This window comes from Microbacterium festucae, from assembly GCF_025421715.1.
In the GTDB taxonomy this organism is placed as follows: Bacteria; Actinomycetota; Actinomycetes; order Actinomycetales; family Microbacteriaceae; genus Microbacterium; species Microbacterium festucae.
In genome coordinates this window covers 1,077,860-1,092,228 of sequence record NZ_JAOEFC010000001.1, presented here as the reverse complement: position 1 = coordinate 1,092,228, position 14,369 = coordinate 1,077,860, and the positions used below count along the sequence as shown (strand labels likewise).

General features: G+C 72.1%; 13 protein-coding genes. 6 read left to right on the top strand and 7 right to left on the bottom strand.

Features of this window, described 5'->3' with window-relative positions:
• Positions 1-11 precede the first annotated feature (11 nt).
• The 5 genes from N3K63_RS04890 to N3K63_RS04870 all read left to right on the top strand — a co-directional run bounded on the left by N3K63_RS04890 (position 12) and on the right by N3K63_RS04870 (position 6,099).
• Positions 12-1,244, top strand: coding sequence for a CaiB/BaiF CoA transferase family protein (locus tag N3K63_RS04890; protein WP_261578868.1), 1,233 nt, complete (start codon positions 12-14; stop codon positions 1,242-1,244).
• Positions 1,241-2,434, top strand: coding sequence for a hypothetical protein (locus N3K63_RS04885; RefSeq protein ID WP_261578867.1), 1,194 nt, complete (start codon positions 1,241-1,243; stop codon positions 2,432-2,434). Before N3K63_RS04890 ends, N3K63_RS04885 begins: the two co-directional genes overlap by 4 nt.
• Positions 2,431-3,216, top strand: coding sequence for an enoyl-CoA hydratase/isomerase family protein (locus N3K63_RS04880; RefSeq protein ID WP_261578866.1), 786 nt, complete (start codon positions 2,431-2,433; stop codon positions 3,214-3,216). The genes N3K63_RS04885 and N3K63_RS04880 overlap by 4 nt, the downstream gene beginning before the upstream one ends.
• Positions 3,217-3,310: 94 nt before the next feature.
• Positions 3,311-4,597 (top strand): fumarylacetoacetate hydrolase family protein, encoded by a 1,287-nt coding sequence (locus N3K63_RS04875; protein ID WP_261578865.1) that lies wholly within the window; start codon positions 3,311-3,313, stop codon positions 4,595-4,597.
• Entirely contained in the window at positions 4,594-6,099 is a 1,506-nt protein-coding gene (locus N3K63_RS04870) for an aldehyde dehydrogenase (NADP(+)) (protein WP_261578864.1), read from the top strand. Before N3K63_RS04875 ends, N3K63_RS04870 begins: the two co-directional genes overlap by 4 nt.
• Positions 6,100-6,609: 510 nt before the next feature.
• Here N3K63_RS04870 and N3K63_RS04865 read toward each other — a convergent pair.
• The 5 genes from N3K63_RS04865 to N3K63_RS04845 all read right to left on the bottom strand — a co-directional run bounded on the left by N3K63_RS04865 (position 6,610) and on the right by N3K63_RS04845 (position 11,211).
• Positions 6,610-7,563 carry a carbohydrate ABC transporter permease gene (locus N3K63_RS04865; protein WP_261578863.1) on the bottom strand — a complete coding sequence of 318 codons (954 nt, stop codon included), beginning with the start codon at positions 7,561-7,563 and terminating at the stop codon, positions 6,610-6,612.
• The gene (locus N3K63_RS04860; protein ID WP_261578862.1) at positions 7,550-8,449 is read right to left on the bottom strand and encodes a carbohydrate ABC transporter permease; all 900 of its coding nucleotides are present in this window, start codon (positions 8,447-8,449) and stop codon (positions 7,550-7,552) included. Before N3K63_RS04860 ends, N3K63_RS04865 begins: the two co-directional genes overlap by 14 nt.
• 69 nt (positions 8,450-8,518) lie before the next feature.
• Positions 8,519-9,877 carry an ABC transporter substrate-binding protein gene (locus N3K63_RS04855; protein ID WP_261578861.1) on the bottom strand — a complete coding sequence of 453 codons (1,359 nt, stop codon included), beginning with the start codon at positions 9,875-9,877 and terminating at the stop codon, positions 8,519-8,521.
• Positions 9,878-9,994: 117 nt separating this feature from the next.
• The gene (locus N3K63_RS04850; protein ID WP_261578860.1) at positions 9,995-10,318 is read right to left on the bottom strand and encodes an L-rhamnose mutarotase; all 324 of its coding nucleotides are present in this window, start codon (positions 10,316-10,318) and stop codon (positions 9,995-9,997) included.
• Positions 10,315-11,211: an amidohydrolase family protein gene (locus N3K63_RS04845; RefSeq protein WP_261578859.1), complete on the bottom strand. Its 897-nt coding sequence runs from the start codon at positions 11,209-11,211 to the stop codon at positions 10,315-10,317. Before N3K63_RS04845 ends, N3K63_RS04850 begins: the two co-directional genes overlap by 4 nt.
• A gap of 119 nt (positions 11,212-11,330) precedes the next feature.
• On the opposite strand from N3K63_RS04845, the gene N3K63_RS04840 reads away from it, so the two are divergent.
• Positions 11,331-12,074 (top strand): FadR/GntR family transcriptional regulator, encoded by a 744-nt coding sequence (locus tag N3K63_RS04840; protein ID WP_261578858.1) that lies wholly within the window; start codon positions 11,331-11,333, stop codon positions 12,072-12,074.
• Here N3K63_RS04840 and N3K63_RS04835 read toward each other — a convergent pair whose 3' ends face one another.
• Positions 12,075-13,379, bottom strand: a complete 1,305-nt coding sequence (locus N3K63_RS04835; RefSeq protein WP_261578857.1) for an L-fuconate dehydratase — start codon at positions 13,377-13,379, stop codon at positions 12,075-12,077.
• Positions 13,376-14,353, bottom strand: a complete 978-nt coding sequence (locus tag N3K63_RS04830) for an aldo/keto reductase (protein ID WP_261578856.1) — start codon at positions 14,351-14,353, stop codon at positions 13,376-13,378. Before N3K63_RS04830 ends, N3K63_RS04835 begins: the two co-directional genes overlap by 4 nt.
• Positions 14,354-14,369 lie beyond the last annotated feature (16 nt).

The window sequence follows — 14,369 nt, the reverse complement described above, 5'->3', positions numbered from 1 at the left end:
AAGGCCCGCGCATGACCACCACCCCTCGCATCCTCGACGGCTTCCGCGTCATCGACTGCTCGATCGCGATGGCCGGGCCCTTCGCCGCGCAGCGCCTGGGAGACCTGGGCGCCGACGTCATCAAGGTCGAGCCGACCGCCGGCGAGTGGCAGCGGTTCGCGGCGGCGGGCGGCGCGCAGGGCAACCGCATCAACGTGTCGTTCCTCTCGCTCAACCGCAACAAGCGCTCGCTCGCCGTCGACCTGAAATCCGACGAGGGCCGCCAGGTGGTGCGCGACCTCGTCGCCACCGGCGACGTGTTCCTGCAGAACTACCGCCCGGGCGTCGCCGCCCGCCTCGGCCTGGACTACGAGACGCTCCGCGAGATCAACCCGTCGATCGTCTACGTGTCGATGTCGGGCTACGGCGAAGACGGCCCCTACCGCGACCGTCCCGGTCAAGACCTGCTGCTGCAGGCGATGAGCGGCGCGATGCTCTCGACCGGGCGGGCCGGCGAGCCGCCGGTGCCGGCCGGCCAGTACCTCGCCGACGCGGTCACCGCCTCCACCGCCTTCGAGGCGGTGCTGGCGGCGCTGCTGCACCGCGAGCGCACCGGCGAGGGCCAGCTGGTGACGGTCAACATGCTCGACGCCCTCACCACCCTGCAGATGCAGGAGCTGTCGGTGCACACCGTCGGCGGCGTGCCGCAGCAGCGCGGCACCCAGCCCAACGCGCACGTCTACATCCGGGCGCCCTACGGGGTCTTCGCCACCGCCGACGGCTACATCGCCCTCGGCTTCGCCGACCTGAACGTGCTCGGCCGCGTGATCGGCGAGCCGTCGTTCGAGGGCCTCGACGCCGAGGAGCACGGCTGGACCCACCGCGACGAGCTCTACGCGAAGACCGCCGCCCGCCTCACCGCCCGCCCGTCGGCGGAGTGGCTCGAGGTGCTGCTGGCGGCGGGCATCTGGGCGGGCCCGGTCTACGGCTACGCCGACCTGGTCGACGACCCGCAGATCGTGCACAACGGCACCTTCGTCGAATACGACCACCCCACCGAGGGGCACGTGAAGACCCCCGGGTTCCCCTACCGCTTCTCGCGCACACCGGCCTCGATCGAGCGCGGGGCGCCGCTGGTGGGCGAGCACACCCGCGAGATCCTCGCTGAGCTCGGCCGCACCCCCGACGACGTCGAGGCGCTCTTCGCCCACGGGGCGGTGGCCGCCGACGAGACGGCCGCGGCGCTGCAGGACGCCCGGCGATGACCGACTTCGTCGGCCTCACCTGGGATCACCCGCGCGGGCGGCACGCCCTCGAGCGCAGCGCGCACCGGGTGGGCGGCGGCGACACGCTGCGGTGGGAGGTGCAGCCGCTCGAGGGTTTCGAATCGGCGCCGATCGACGAGCTCGCCGCGCGGTACGACCTGCTGGTGCTCGACCACCCGCACCTGGGCGACGCCCTCGCCACCGGCGCGCTCATCCCCGTCGACCGGCTGTACCCGGCCGCGCAGCTGCAGCGCTGGCGGTCGGCGGCGGTGGGACCCTCGATCGCGTCGTACGAGCTCGACGGGCACCTGTGGGCGCTGCCGCTGGATGCCGCGACCCAGGTGTCGGCGCGCGACACGGCGCTCGTGCCCGAGGCTCCGGCCGACTGGGACGAGGCCCTCGCCCTCGCCGACCGAGGGCTCGTGGCCACGAGCCTGGCCGGCCCCCACGCCTTCCTCAGCCTCTGCTCGGTGGCGGTGTCGCTCGGCGACGAGACCGCCGGCGGCGAGCGCCTGTTCGATCCGGCGATCGGGGCCGAGGCCCTCGGCATCCTCACCCGGCTCTCGGCGCACGCGCCCGCCGGCACCGCCGCGCTGAACCCCATCGGCCTGCTCGATCGGATGCGGGACCGCCGCGACATCGGGTGCATCCCGCTCGTGTACGGCTACGTCACCTACGCCTCCGACACCCTCGTGTTCGGCGCGCCGCCGCGCGGAGGCGGGAGACTCGGGCGCAAGGGGCCGGGGCGCATCGGGTCGACGATCGGCGGCACCGGCATCGCCGTCACGGGGCGCACCGCGCCCACGCCCGCCCTGCTCGACCACCTCGCTTGGCTGCTCGACCCCGAGACCCAGCGCACCGTCATCCCCGCCGCCGACGGCCAGCCCAGCGCCCGCGCGGCCTGGACCGACCCCGCCGTCGACGCCGCCGCGCACGGCTTCTACGGCGGCACGCTCGAGACCATCGAGCAGGCCTGGGTGCGCCCGCGCCTGCCCGGCTACATCCCGTTCCAGTCCGCCGCGTCGGCCCTCGTGCGCGCCGCGGTGGCCGGCCAGCGCCGCGCGGATGCGGTGCTCGCCGAGCTCGAGGAGCGCTTCCAGGCGCTGCGGGCCGCGGCATCCGTCGCGCCGCGGCCCGCGGCATCCGTTCCCTCTCCCGTCCCCGTCACCGTTCCGGAGGTCTCCGCATGAGCACGCACGCGTCCCCCCTCGAGCAGATCGTCGTCGAGGTCGACGGGCCCGTCGCCACCGTGCGGCTGAACCGGCCCGAGAAGCTCAACGCGGTGACCCAGGAGATGTCGGACGCGCTGGAGCGGATCGTCGGCGCGCTCAACGACGACCCCGCCGTGCGCGCCGTCGTCTACACCGGCACCGGCCGCGCGTTCAGTGCCGGATCCGACATCCGCACCCTCGACCGCTACGCGACCCCGTGGGAGTTCCGCAACCGCCGCGACTACTGCGACGCGCTGCGGGCCATCCGCAAGCCCGTGATCGCCGCGGTCAACGGCTACGCGTTCGGCGGCGGCCTCGAGAGCGCGCTCACCTGCGATATCCGCCTCGCCGCCGACACCGCCACCTTCGCCGCTCCCGAGATCACCCTCGGGTGGATCGGCGGCGGCGGCATGTCGGCGCTGCTGGCCGGGTCGATCGGGGCGAGCAACGCCGCCCTGATGCTGATGACCGGCGACCCGATCGACGCGCAGCGCGCCCTCGCGTGGGGCCTGGTGAGCGAGGTCATCGCCGCCGACGACCTGCTGCCGCGCGCCCAGCAGCTCGCCCGCACGATCGCCTCGCGCCCGCCGATCGCCGCCGAGACGGCCAAGGCCACCCTGCGCGCCGCGTTCAACCTGCCGCTCGACCAGGCGATCGCCTACGAGCGCGAGCTGCAGGGCATCACATTCGCCACCGAGGATGCCGCCGAGGGCCGCGCCGCGTTCGCCGAGCGCCGCCCCGGCGTGTTCCACGGGCGCTGAGCCTGCGGCTCTCCACGCGTCCCTGGCCGTCACCGACCCGCCACCTGTCACGACCTGTCCCGACCTGTCACGACCTGTCACGAGAGAAGACACCATGAGCACCGACTGGACCGGCGGCACCGCCGTCGCCCTTCCCGCCGACGAGACCGCGATCCTCATCGGGCGCGCGTGGGATCCGCGCGCCGACGGGCCGGCGGTCGTGACCGTGCGCGGCGGCGAGCTCATCGACGTCACCGGCACGTTCGCCACGGTGCGCGAGCTGACCGAGGCGCCCGATCCGGCGGCGGCCGTCGCCGCGGCATCCGGGCCCTCTCTCGGCACGGTCGCCGATGTGCTCGCCAACACCGTGCCCGCCACCCGCGACGCCGCGCGGCCGTGGCTGCTGTCGCCGATCGACCTGCACGTGGTCAAGGCGGCCGGCGTCACCTTCCCGGTGTCGATGCTCGAGCGCGTCATCGAAGAGCGTGCCCGCGGCGAGGCGGCCGAGGCCGACGCCGCCCGGCAGGCCATCCTCGGCACGATCGGATCCGAGCTGCGCGAGCTCGTGCCCGGGTCGCCGCAGGCCGCGCGGCTGAAGGAGTACCTCATCGCCGAGGGGCTGTGGAGCCAGTACCTCGAGGTCGGCATCGGCCCCGACGCCGAGGTGTTCACCAAGGCCCCGGTGCTGGCCACCGTCGGCACGGGCGTGGCCGTCGGCATCCGGTCGGACTCGCAGTGGAACAACCCCGAGCCCGAGGTCGTGCTGGTCGTCTCGTCGACCGGCGCCATCGTCGGGGCCACCCTGGGCAACGACGTGAACCTGCGCGACATCGAGGGCCGTTCGGCGCTGCTGCTGGGCCACGCGAAAGACAACAACGCCTCGGCGTCGGTCGGCCCGTTCGTGCGCCTGTTCGGCGACGGGTTCGACCTGGATGCCGTGCGCACCGCCACCGTGACCCTGTCGGTCACCGGCGACGACGGCTTCCAGATGCACGCCCAGTCGCACATGGCCCAGATCAGCCGTGACCCCGCCGACCTCGTCGCGCAGGCCATCGGCGCCCACCACCGCTACCCCGACGGGCTCGTGCTGTATCTCGGCACGATGTTCGCGCCCATCGACGATCGCGACGAGCCCGGCCGCGGGTTCACCCACCACGTCGGCGACATCGTGTCGATCTCGACCCCGGCCCTCGGCGCGCTCGTGAACCGGGTGCAGCTGGCCGAGCAGACGCCCCCGTGGGACTACGGCATCGCCGACCTGTTCGCCGGGCTCGCGCGGCGCGGGCTGCTGGGTGGGCGCTCTGTTGGTGCTGGTGCTTCGGCCGGCGCCGGGGCTGTGGCCGGGGCTGGGGCTTCGGCCGGGGCTGGGGCCGGGGCTGCGGTTGCGGAGGCGGCGCGATGAGCCTGCTCACCACCGACCCGCGCACCGGCGCGCGCACCGACACCGGCATCGCCGAGACCACCCCGGCCGAGCTCGCCGCGATCACCGAGGCGGCGGTGGCGGCCTTCGGCGCGCTCCGCGCCCGGCCGCGCGGGTGGCGCGCGGGTCTGCTGCGCGCCCTCGCCGACGCCGTCGAGGCCGACCGCGAGGCGCTGGTCGCCGCGGCGCTGTCCGAGACGGGGCTGGCCGAGGCGCGCCTGAACGGCGAGCTGTCGCGCAGCGCGTTCCAGCTGCGGCTGTTCGCCGACGCCGTCGACGAGGGCGGCTACCTCGAGGCGGTCATCGACCACGCCGGACCGACGCCGCTCGGACCCGGACCCGACGTGCGACGGATGCTGGTGCCCCTGGGCCCGGTGGCGGTGTTCGGGGCCAGCAACTTCCCGTTCGCCTTCTCGGTGCTCGGCGGCGACACGGCATCCGCCCTCGCCGCGGGCTGTCCCGTGGTCGCCAAGGCGCACTCGTCGCACCTGCTCACCTCGCGGCGCTCGTTCGAGGTGCTGCAGGGAGCGGCGCGGGCGTACGGCGCCCCCGAGGGCACCGTCGGCATCGTCTACGGCCAGGAGCCGGGGGCGGCGCTGGTGGCCGACCCCGCGATCACGGCGGTCGGCTTCACCGGGTCGCTGTCGACCGGTCGCATCCTGCAGGACATCATCGACCGGCGCGAGACCCCGATCCCGTTCTACGGCGAACTGTCGAGCCTCAACCCGCTCGTGATCACCGAGGCCGCCGTCGCCGCGCGCGCCGCCGCGATCGGCGAGGGCCTGTTCGCCTCGGTCACCGGCTCGGCCGGTCAGCTGTGCACCAAGCCGGGGGTCGCCTTCGTGCCCCACGGAGCCGACGCGCTCGTCGACGACCTCGTCGCCCGCGCCGAGGCGGCGCAGGCGCAGCCGCTGCTCAACGCCCGCATCCACGGCGCATTCGACGAGATCCGCGGGCGCCTGATCTCGGAGGGCGGTGCGCGCTCGCTCGTCGCTCCGGCCGCCGGGCCCGACGGCTTCACCACCACCCCCGCGCTGCTCGAGATCGACGCCGCCGACCTCACCCCGGCCGCCACCGAAGAGGCCTTCGGTCCGCTGCTGGTGGTCGTGCGCTACCGCGCGCTCGACGAGGTGGTGCGCGCGCTCGACGCCGTGCCCGCCTCCCTCACCGCCACGATCCACAGCGAGCCCGCGGATGCCGACGCCATCGCCGCCTTCGTCGACGACGTCGCCCCGCGGGTCGGGCGCATCGTGTTCGACGGGTTCCCCACCGGCGTGCGCGTGTCATGGGGCATGCACCACGGCGGCCCGTGGCCGGCCACGAATACCCAGCACACCTCGGTCGGCGTCACCGCGATCCGCCGGTTCCTCCGCCCCCTCGCCTGGCAGGACGCCCCCGAGGCCCTCCTGCCCGCCGAGCTCCGCGACGGCCCCGCCGACCTCCCCCGCCGCGTCGACGGCGTGCTCGAGCTCGCCGGCGCGTAGCGCCCGAGGCTGATCCCGCGGGCCGCGCTCTGTGGGACCTGGCCTCGGCGCTGGTCCCGCAATCTGCGGCGCCTCGCGCTCGCACCCGCACTCTGTGGGACCTGATCCCGGGTCGGGGTCTCACAACCTGCGGCCCCTCGCGCTCGCACCCGCACTCTGTGGGACCTGGTCGCGGCGCGGGTCGCGCAATCGGCGGCATCCCGCGTCTGCACCCGCACTCTGCGGGACCTGGTCGCGGCGCGGGTCCCGCAACCTGCGGCATCCGGCGTCTGCAACCGCACTCTGCGGGACCTGGCCCCGGGCAGGTCCCGCAACCTGCGTGACAGCAGCGATCCGCCCGATCCGCCCGCTATCGCCGGGCGTCCTGCCTCGCCGGGCGTCCTGCCTCGCCGGGCGTCCTACCTCGCCGAGTGTCCAAGACACGCCGCTGGCGACCTCCGGATGCCGCGTGCCTTGGACACTCGACCGAGAGCCGACCCCCGACCCCGACCCCCAACCCCACCCCCCGCGCTACTCCTTCGTGCCGCCGGCGGTGAGGCCGCTGACGAGGAAGCGCTGCGAGAACAGGAAGATGATGAGCACGGGCGCGACCGAGAGGATCGTGGCCATGGCGAGCACGGGCAGGTCGATGGTGACCGATCCGGCGGTGGTGGGGTTGAACAGCGGCACGTTGGAGAGCAGCTCGGCCAGGCCCACCTGGATCGGGGCGCGGCGCCCCGGCACCATGACGAACGGCAGGAAGTAGTTGTTCCAGTTGCCGATGAGGTTGAAGAAGCCGACCAGGGCGATCACGGGGGTCGCCAGCGGCATCGCCACCTGCGCGAACACCCGGAACTCGCCGGCGCCGTCGATGCGCGCCGCGTTGAGCAGGTCGCGGGAGACCGCGGTGGAGAAGTAGATGTAGGTCAGGTAGACCCCGAACGGGTAGAACGAGAACGGCAGGATGACCGACAGCGGGGTGCCGACCAGCTTCAGCGCGCTGAGCTCGAGGAAGATCGGCAGCACGAGGGCCGTGTTCGGGATCAGCATGATGATGAGCGTCACGGCCAGCAGGGTCTTGCGGAACCGGAACTCGACGAGCGCGAGCGCATAGCCGGCGGGGATGCTGACCACGAGCGCGAGGATGAGCGCCGCGCCCGAGTAGAGGGCGGCGTTGCCGAGCCAGGTCCAGACGATGCCGTTCTGGAAGGCCATGAGCTCGCCCCAGTTCGACGCGAGGGTCTGGAACGCCCCGAACGAGAACGGGTTGTCGAGCAGCAGCTGCCGCGGCGTCTTGGTGGGCGCGAGCACGAGCCACACCATCGGCACCACGAAGAACAGCACGAAGAACCCGATGACGCTCCAGGCGAGCACCCGTCCGATCCAGCGGGCGGGGCTGGGGCGCACGGTCTGCACGTCGCTGCGGCCGCGGTAGATGCGGGGCTTGCGTCCCTTCGGCTGGACGATCAGCTCAGTCGCGCTCAAAGAGTCCTCCTCGGAAGACGAACAGCGCCGACAGCACGACGGCGACCGTCAGCAGCAGCAGCGAGATGGCCGCCGACCCGTTGAAGTCGTTCTGGCGGAACGCGTACAGGTAGGCGAGCTGGTTGAGGGAGTAGTCCTGGGGCACGACGCCCTTCGAGGCCTGCGAGAGCACGCGCGGCTCGACGAACAGCTGGGTGCCGGCGGCCAGCGACATGACGACCATGTACGAGATCCACTTGCGCATCAGCGGGATCTGGATGAACCAGGCGGTGGCGATGGGTCCGGCACCGTCGATGCGGGCGGCCTCCATGACCTCTTCGGGGATGTTGTTGAGCGCCCCGTAGAGGATGATGATCCACCCGCCGGCACCGGCCCAGAACGCGATGAGCGTGAAGATGATCGGCAGGTTGTCGATGGAGACGACCTGCACGAACGACTCGAACCCGAGGGCGCGCAGCACACCCGCGACCGGGCTGACGGTGGGGTCGAGCAGGAAGAGCCACAGCATGACGCTCGACGCTCCGGCGAGGGCGCCCGGAATGTAGTAGAGGAAGCGCACGGATGCCGAGACCCACCGGCGCCGCACGGCGTGGACGATCAGGGCCAGCAGCACCACGAACAGCGTCAGCGAGACCAGCCACACGATCAGGTAGACCGCCACGTGCTGCACGGCCGGCCAGAACCGGTAGTCGCCGAACACCTTCACGAAGTTGTCGAAGCCCGCGAAGGCGCCGTTCTTCGTGAACGCGAGGAAGACCGCGTACAGCGTCGGCACGAGGCCGAACGCGAGGAGGAGGATCGTGTACCCGCTGACGAACGCGTAGCCGATGCGTGCTTGGCTGCGGTCGGGGCGGGTGCGGCGGACCTCCCGCCGTCGGCCCTTCATGGGACCGACGGCGGGGGCCGTCAGCTGCGCTGTCGTGGCGATGATCGTGCCCTGTCTGTGTGCTGCTGCTTACTCGGCGGTCTCGTAGCCCTGCACCTGCGCCTCGTTGAGGATCTGCGTGTGCCAGTCGGGAACGAGGTCGGCGATGGTCTTGCCCGCGGCAAGGCCCGGGACGACGACCGCGGCGTAGGCGGTCTCGGGGCTGAAGCTCGGGTAGCCCCAGCCGCTCCAGACGCTGCCCGCGGCCTTCTCGACGGCGGCCTTGAAGTCGCCGGCGAAGTAGCCGCTGGAGGCCTGGGTGTCGAGCCACTGCGAGGACGCCGCGTCGTAGGCGGGCAGACCCGAGGCGAGCTCGACGGCCTTGTCGGAGGCGATGACGTACTCGAGGAACTTCTTCACCGCGTCGAGGTTGGTCGAGTGGCTGGAGGCGTACCAGACGCCGCCGCCGACGTTGCCGGTGACCTCGTCCTGACCGTCCCAGTACAGCGGGTCGGCCGCGCCGATCTCGCCGGCGGGGTTGTTCAGGCTGTCGGGGTTCTGGAAGAGCGCCCCCGAGTACCAGGCCGGGCCGGGCATCGCGACGATCTTGTCGGCGTAGTTCTCGACGAAGCCGGCGCTGAACACGCTGTCCTGCACGAGCGTGCCGTTGTCGACCATGTGGTCGAGCATGTCGGTCATGGCCACGGAGTGCTCGTCTTCGAAGTCCGACGTGAAGGTGTTGCCGTCGAGCTGGAAGATGGGCGCCTGGGCTCCCCAGTAGTAGACGTAGGTGCCCACGAACGAGTCGCCGACCGAGCCGAGGATGTAGCCCGGGTGCTCGGCGGCGAGCTTGTCGCTGAGCGCCTCGTAGTCCTCCCACGTCTGCGGGATCTCGTAGCCGAACTGGTCGAGCAGCGCCTGGTTGTACCAGAGCACCACCGGCGCGAGGTCGTTGCGCAGGCCGTACACCGAGCCGTCGACGGTCATCGGGTCGTTGGCGCCGGCGGTGAAGCCGTCGAGGAAGTCCTCGTCGAGGAAGCCCTGGTTCAGCGGTGCGGCGAAGGCCTGCACTCCGTTGGTCTCCTTCGCCGCCCACGAGGCGTCGTTGGTCTGGGTCGAGAAGACCACGTCGGGCCAGCCCTCGCCCGACTGGTCGAACAGGGCGACCTTCGTCTGGAACGAGCCCGATCCGCCGGCGTTGCCGTCGTAGGTCTCGATGTTGAGCTTCACGTCGGGGTTGTCGGCCTCGAAGGCCTTGGCGATCGGCTCGCGCGCCGCGTCGACCCAAACGGTGATCGCGCCGTCCGCCGACTGCTCGGCGGTGGCGAAACCGTAGTCGCTGTTGACTTCGCCCGTGGCGCCCGAGCAGGCGGTCAGGGCGATGAGCCCGGTGAGGGCGATGCCCGCACCGACGGTGCGGGTGAAGTGTCTGCGCTGCTGTGCGGCCATGGACAGAGCCTTTCTCGGTCGGCTTCTTTGACGACGAGTCGCCTCCCCGGGCGACTACACGATCATTAGATCATACATGTGACCTATGAGCAATCATCGACGTGAATCGATCCGAGCTCAGTCGAGGTGGAAGATCTCCGGCATCTCCGACCACCACTCGCCCTCGCCGCGATCGGCGAACGGCCGCTGCAGCGGCTCCTGCACCGCCCACCACCGCTGCGTCTCGGGATCGGCGGCGACGGCGGCCATATCGGCCTCGTAGTCGTCGCCGACGTACTCGAAGTAGGCGAACAGCAGCTCGCCGTGCCGGTAGATCGAGTAGTTGCGGATGCTGCTGGCCGTCAGGCGTGCGAGCACGGCGGGCCAGACGGCCGCATGGTGGCGCTCGTACTCCTCGCGGTGCTCCGCCGGCAGGCCGATGATCGAGGCGACGCGCTTCATGCCCGGCCTCCCTCGGCGCCCGCGCCGACGGCACCCAGCCGTGCCGCATCCAGGCGGTAGAAGCGTGCCGCGGTCCTGCCGAGCACCGCCTCGCGCGCCGAGGCGTCCCATTCGGCGAAGATCTCGTTCAGTCCCGCCCACACCCGCGCATAGCCGCCGCCGGGCACCGAGATCGGCCAGTCGCCGCCGTACATCAGGCGGTCGGCGCCGAAGACGTCGAGGGCGTGGTCGGTGAACGGGCGGATCGCGTCGGGCGTCCACGCCGCCATGTCGCCGGTCGCGGCGTAGAGGCCGCTGACCTTCGCGTGCACCTGCGGGTGCTCCGCGGCGCGCGCGATGAGGCTCTTCCAGGGTTCCCGGTCGTCGGTGCCGACCGGCGGGTGACCGAGGTGGTCGATGACGATCCGCAGACCCGGATGCCGCTCTGCCACCACCGACACCAGTTCGAGGTGGCGGGGGCGCACGGCCACGATGTCGAAGCTCAGGTCGGCCGCGGCGAGCAGGCCGAGGCTCGCGTCGACGTCGCCGCGCAGCAGCCAGTCGTCGTCGGGCTGGTTATGGATGAGGGTGCGCACGCCCACCATCAGCGGGTCGCCTGCCCACGCGGCGAGCGTGGCGGCGGTGGCATCCGGATCGTGCAGCGGCGCGTAGCCGACGATGCCCACCACCTGCGGATGCCGGGCCGCCGACTCCCGCATGAGCGCGGTGTCTTCGGGGTTGTCGGCCGACTGCACCTGCACGGTGGCATCGACGCCGGCCGCATCCAGCTCGGGCGCGACGTCGTCGAACGACATCGCCGTGTCGATCGGCGCCAGATCGGCGGTGAGCCAGTCGTACGCGGCGCGGGCGGGATCCCAGACGTGCTGGTGCGCGTCGATGACCGGGTGGGCCATTCGTGTCTCCTTCGGGAGTCGTCATTGAAACCAGATCATCGGATGTATCGGGCCGTGGCGCGACGAATCTCCGCCGGAGGCGGCCCATTGCTCCGATGACTGCACCGTACACTGCTCGGATGAGCACCGACGCCGCCGCTTCGTCACGTTCGCAGACCGACGTCGTGATCGACGGCATCACCGGCATGATCAGCCGCGGCGAGCTGCGGCCGGGTTCGCGCCTGCCGATCGAGAAGGACCTCGCGGTGCAGTTCGCCGTCTCTCGCGGCTCGCTGCGCGAGGGCGTGCGCGCCCTGGCCGCGCTGGGCGTGCTCGAGACCCGGCAGGGCGACGGCACCTACGTGACCGCGCTCGACCCGGCGAGCCTGCTGAGCCCGCTCGGGTTCCTCGCCGAGCTGCAGCAGCCGGCGCACGCCGCCGACCTGCTGGCGGTGCGCCGCATCCTCGAGACGGAGTCGGCCGCGCGGGCGGCGATCCGCATGACCGACGACGAGCTCGCCGGCCTCGACGACCTGCTGGGGTCGGTGGAAGCCGCACTCGACGACGGCGGCGACATCGACCTCGAGGACTTCATCCGCGCCGACGCCGAGTTCCACTCTCGCATCGCGCAGGCCGCCGGCAACCCTCCGATGGCGGCGATGATCGACGCGCTCGTGGGCCGCACGTTCCGCGCGCGGCTGTGGCGCGCGATCTCGCACCGCGGGTCGGTGGCCGAGACGCAGGCCGAGCACCGGGCGATCCTCGCCGAGCTCGTGCGTCGCGACCCCGAGCGTGCCCGGATCCGCATGTCGGTGCACCTGCTCGGGGTCGAGCAGTTCAGCGCCGAGCACGCCGCCGAAGACCCCGAGGCGCCGCGGGTCTGATCAGCGGGCGCCCGCCCAATACGTCCCGTCGGGGTACGAGTACTCCGCCACCGAGGCGTCGTGCATCTGCGCGCTGTAGCCGGGCAGCGACGGCAGCGTGTAGTGCCCGTTCTCGACGATGCACGGGTCGGTGAAGTGCTCGTGCAGGTGGTCGACGAACTCGGTGACGCGGTTCTCGAGCGATCCCGAGACGCACACGTAGTCGAAGATCGACAGGTGCTGCACGAGCTCGCACAGGCCGACGCCGCCGGCGTGCGGGCACACCGGCACGCCGAACTTCTTGGCCATGAGGTAGACCGCGATGATCTCGTTCACGCTGGCCAGCCGCGCCGAGTCGAGCTGGCAGAAGTCGATCGCCTCGGCCTGGAACATCTGCTTGAACAGCACCCGGTTCATGCCGTGCTCACCGGTGGCGACGCCGATGGGGGCGACGGCCTTGCGCACCGCGGCGTGACCGAGCACGTCGTCGGGGCTGGTGGGCTCTTCGATCCACAGCGGCCGGAACTCGGCCAGGTGCGACATCCACTCGATGGCCTCCGGCACGTCCCACACCTGGTTCGCGTCGATCATGAGGTTGGCGTCCCAGCCGATCACCTCGCGCGCGATGCGCAGGCGGCGGATGTCGTCGTCGAGGTTCGAGCCGACCTTGAGCTTCACGTGACGGTAGCCCTCGTCGACGGCCTCCTGCAGCAGGCGCCGCAGCTTGTCGTCGCTGTAGCCCAGCCACCCGGCGCTGGTCGTGTAGCAGGGGTAGCCGCCGCGCGCGGCGAGCTCGTCGATGCGCTGCCCGCGGGTGGGGGCGAGGTCGGCCAGCAGCGCGATCGCCTCGTCACGGGTGAGGGCGTCGGAGAGGTACTTCAGGTCGGCGACGTCGACGAGCTGCTCGGGGGTCATCTCGGCCAGCAGTCGCCACAGCGGCTTGCCGGCGACCCGCGCGGCGAGGTCCCACATCGCGTTCATCACCGCGGCCATGCCCAGGTGCACGACGCCCTTCTCCGGGCCGAGCCAACGCAGCTGCGAGTCCGACGCGAGCTCGCGGTAGAGCCCGCCCAGGTCGGCGATGCTGTCTTCGACCGAGCGGCCCACCAGGGGGATGCCGCGCTGACGCGCCGCCTCCACGCACAGGTCGTTGCCGCGGCCGATCGTGAAGGTGAACCCGTAGCCCTTCACGGCGGGGTCGTCGGTGTGCACCACGACGTAGGCGGCGGAGTAGTCGCCGTCTTTGTTCATGGCGTCCGACCCGTCCATGCTGAGCGAGGTCGGGAACCGCACGTCGTGTGCGGTCACAGCGGTGATGGTGGTCATGCCGGCTCCTTCGGGATGATGCCCGCCTCGGCGAGGTCGCCCCACAGGGCATCGGGGACAGTGGTGGTGGCGCGGGCCGCGTTCTGCGCGACCTGCGCGCGGCCGCGGGCGCCGACGACGACCGACGCGACCGCGGGGTGGCGCCACACGTAGGCGAGGGCGACTTCGGGCAGGGTCACGCCGTGCGCCTCGCTGATGTCGGCGGCGCGTTCGGCGACCGCGCGGATCTCGGGCGGGGCGGGCAGGTAGTCGAAGGTCGCGTCGGGGGCGGGGCGCGCGGTGCTCAGCAGCCCGGAGTTGTAGACGCCCGCGATCACGACGCCGACCTCCCGCTCCAGGGCGAGGGGCAGCAGCTCGGCGGCGGCGCGGTCGTCGATGAGCGTGTAGCGACCGGCGCACATCACCAGGTCGACGTCGGCGCGGCGGATGAGCTCGGCCAGCGGCGCGGCGTGGTTCATGCCGGCGCCCACCGCCCGCACCACGCCCTGCTCGCGCAGCTCGATCAGCGCGCCGATGCCCTCGGTCGAGGCCTGCGCGAAGTGCTCGTCGGGGTCGTGCAGGTAGAGGATGTCGAAACGGTCGAGCCCGGTGCGCTCGAGCGAGGCCTCCACCGAACGCAGGATGCCGTCGCGGCTGAAGTCCCATTCGCGGCGCGGATCGGCGGGAACGTCGAACCCGTGCCCGTCGCGCTCGTGGGCGGTCTCGGGGCTCGGCACGAGCAGCCGCCCGACCTTGGTCGAGATGACGTACTCTTCGCGGGGGTGCTCCCGCAGGTGCGCGCCCAGTCGCCGCTCCGAGAGGCCGACGCCGTAGTGCGGGGCGGTGTCGAAGTAGCGGATGCCGGCGGCCCATGCCTCGTCGACCGTCTCGGCGGCCTCGTCGTCGGTCGTCACACGGTAGAGGTTGCCCAGCTGCGCGGCGCCGAGCCCCAGCTGGGTGAGCTCCAGGCCGCGCTTCGTTGCGCGCGTCTGCATGGTGGTCCCTTTCGTC

Bases quoted from the DNA above. Each gene is read 5' to 3' on its own strand.
- N3K63_RS04890 (WP_261578868.1), top strand. From the start codon at position 12: ATGACCACCACCCCTCGCATCCTCGACGGCTTCCGCGTCATCGACTGC.
- N3K63_RS04885 (WP_261578867.1), top strand. From the start codon at position 1,241: ATGACCGACTTCGTCGGCCTCACCTGGGATCACCCGCGCGGGCGGCAC.
- N3K63_RS04880 (WP_261578866.1), top strand. From the start codon at position 2,431: ATGAGCACGCACGCGTCCCCCCTCGAGCAGATCGTCGTCGAGGTCGAC.
- N3K63_RS04875 (WP_261578865.1), top strand. From the start codon at position 3,311: ATGAGCACCGACTGGACCGGCGGCACCGCCGTCGCCCTTCCCGCCGAC.
- N3K63_RS04870 (WP_261578864.1), top strand. From the start codon at position 4,594: ATGAGCCTGCTCACCACCGACCCGCGCACCGGCGCGCGCACCGACACC.
- N3K63_RS04860 (WP_261578862.1), bottom strand. From the start codon at position 8,449: ATGAAGGGCCGACGGCGGGAGGTCCGCCGCACCCGCCCCGACCGCAGC.
- N3K63_RS04855 (WP_261578861.1), bottom strand. From the start codon at position 9,877: ATGGCCGCACAGCAGCGCAGACACTTCACCCGCACCGTCGGTGCGGGC.
- N3K63_RS04850 (WP_261578860.1), bottom strand. From the start codon at position 10,318: ATGAAGCGCGTCGCCTCGATCATCGGCCTGCCGGCGGAGCACCGCGAG.
- N3K63_RS04845 (WP_261578859.1), bottom strand. From the start codon at position 11,211: ATGGCCCACCCGGTCATCGACGCGCACCAGCACGTCTGGGATCCCGCC.
- N3K63_RS04840 (WP_261578858.1), top strand. From the start codon at position 11,331: ATGAGCACCGACGCCGCCGCTTCGTCACGTTCGCAGACCGACGTCGTG.
- N3K63_RS04835 (WP_261578857.1), bottom strand. From the start codon at position 13,379: ATGACCACCATCACCGCTGTGACCGCACACGACGTGCGGTTCCCGACC.
- N3K63_RS04830 (WP_261578856.1), bottom strand. From the start codon at position 14,353: ATGCAGACGCGCGCAACGAAGCGCGGCCTGGAGCTCACCCAGCTGGGG.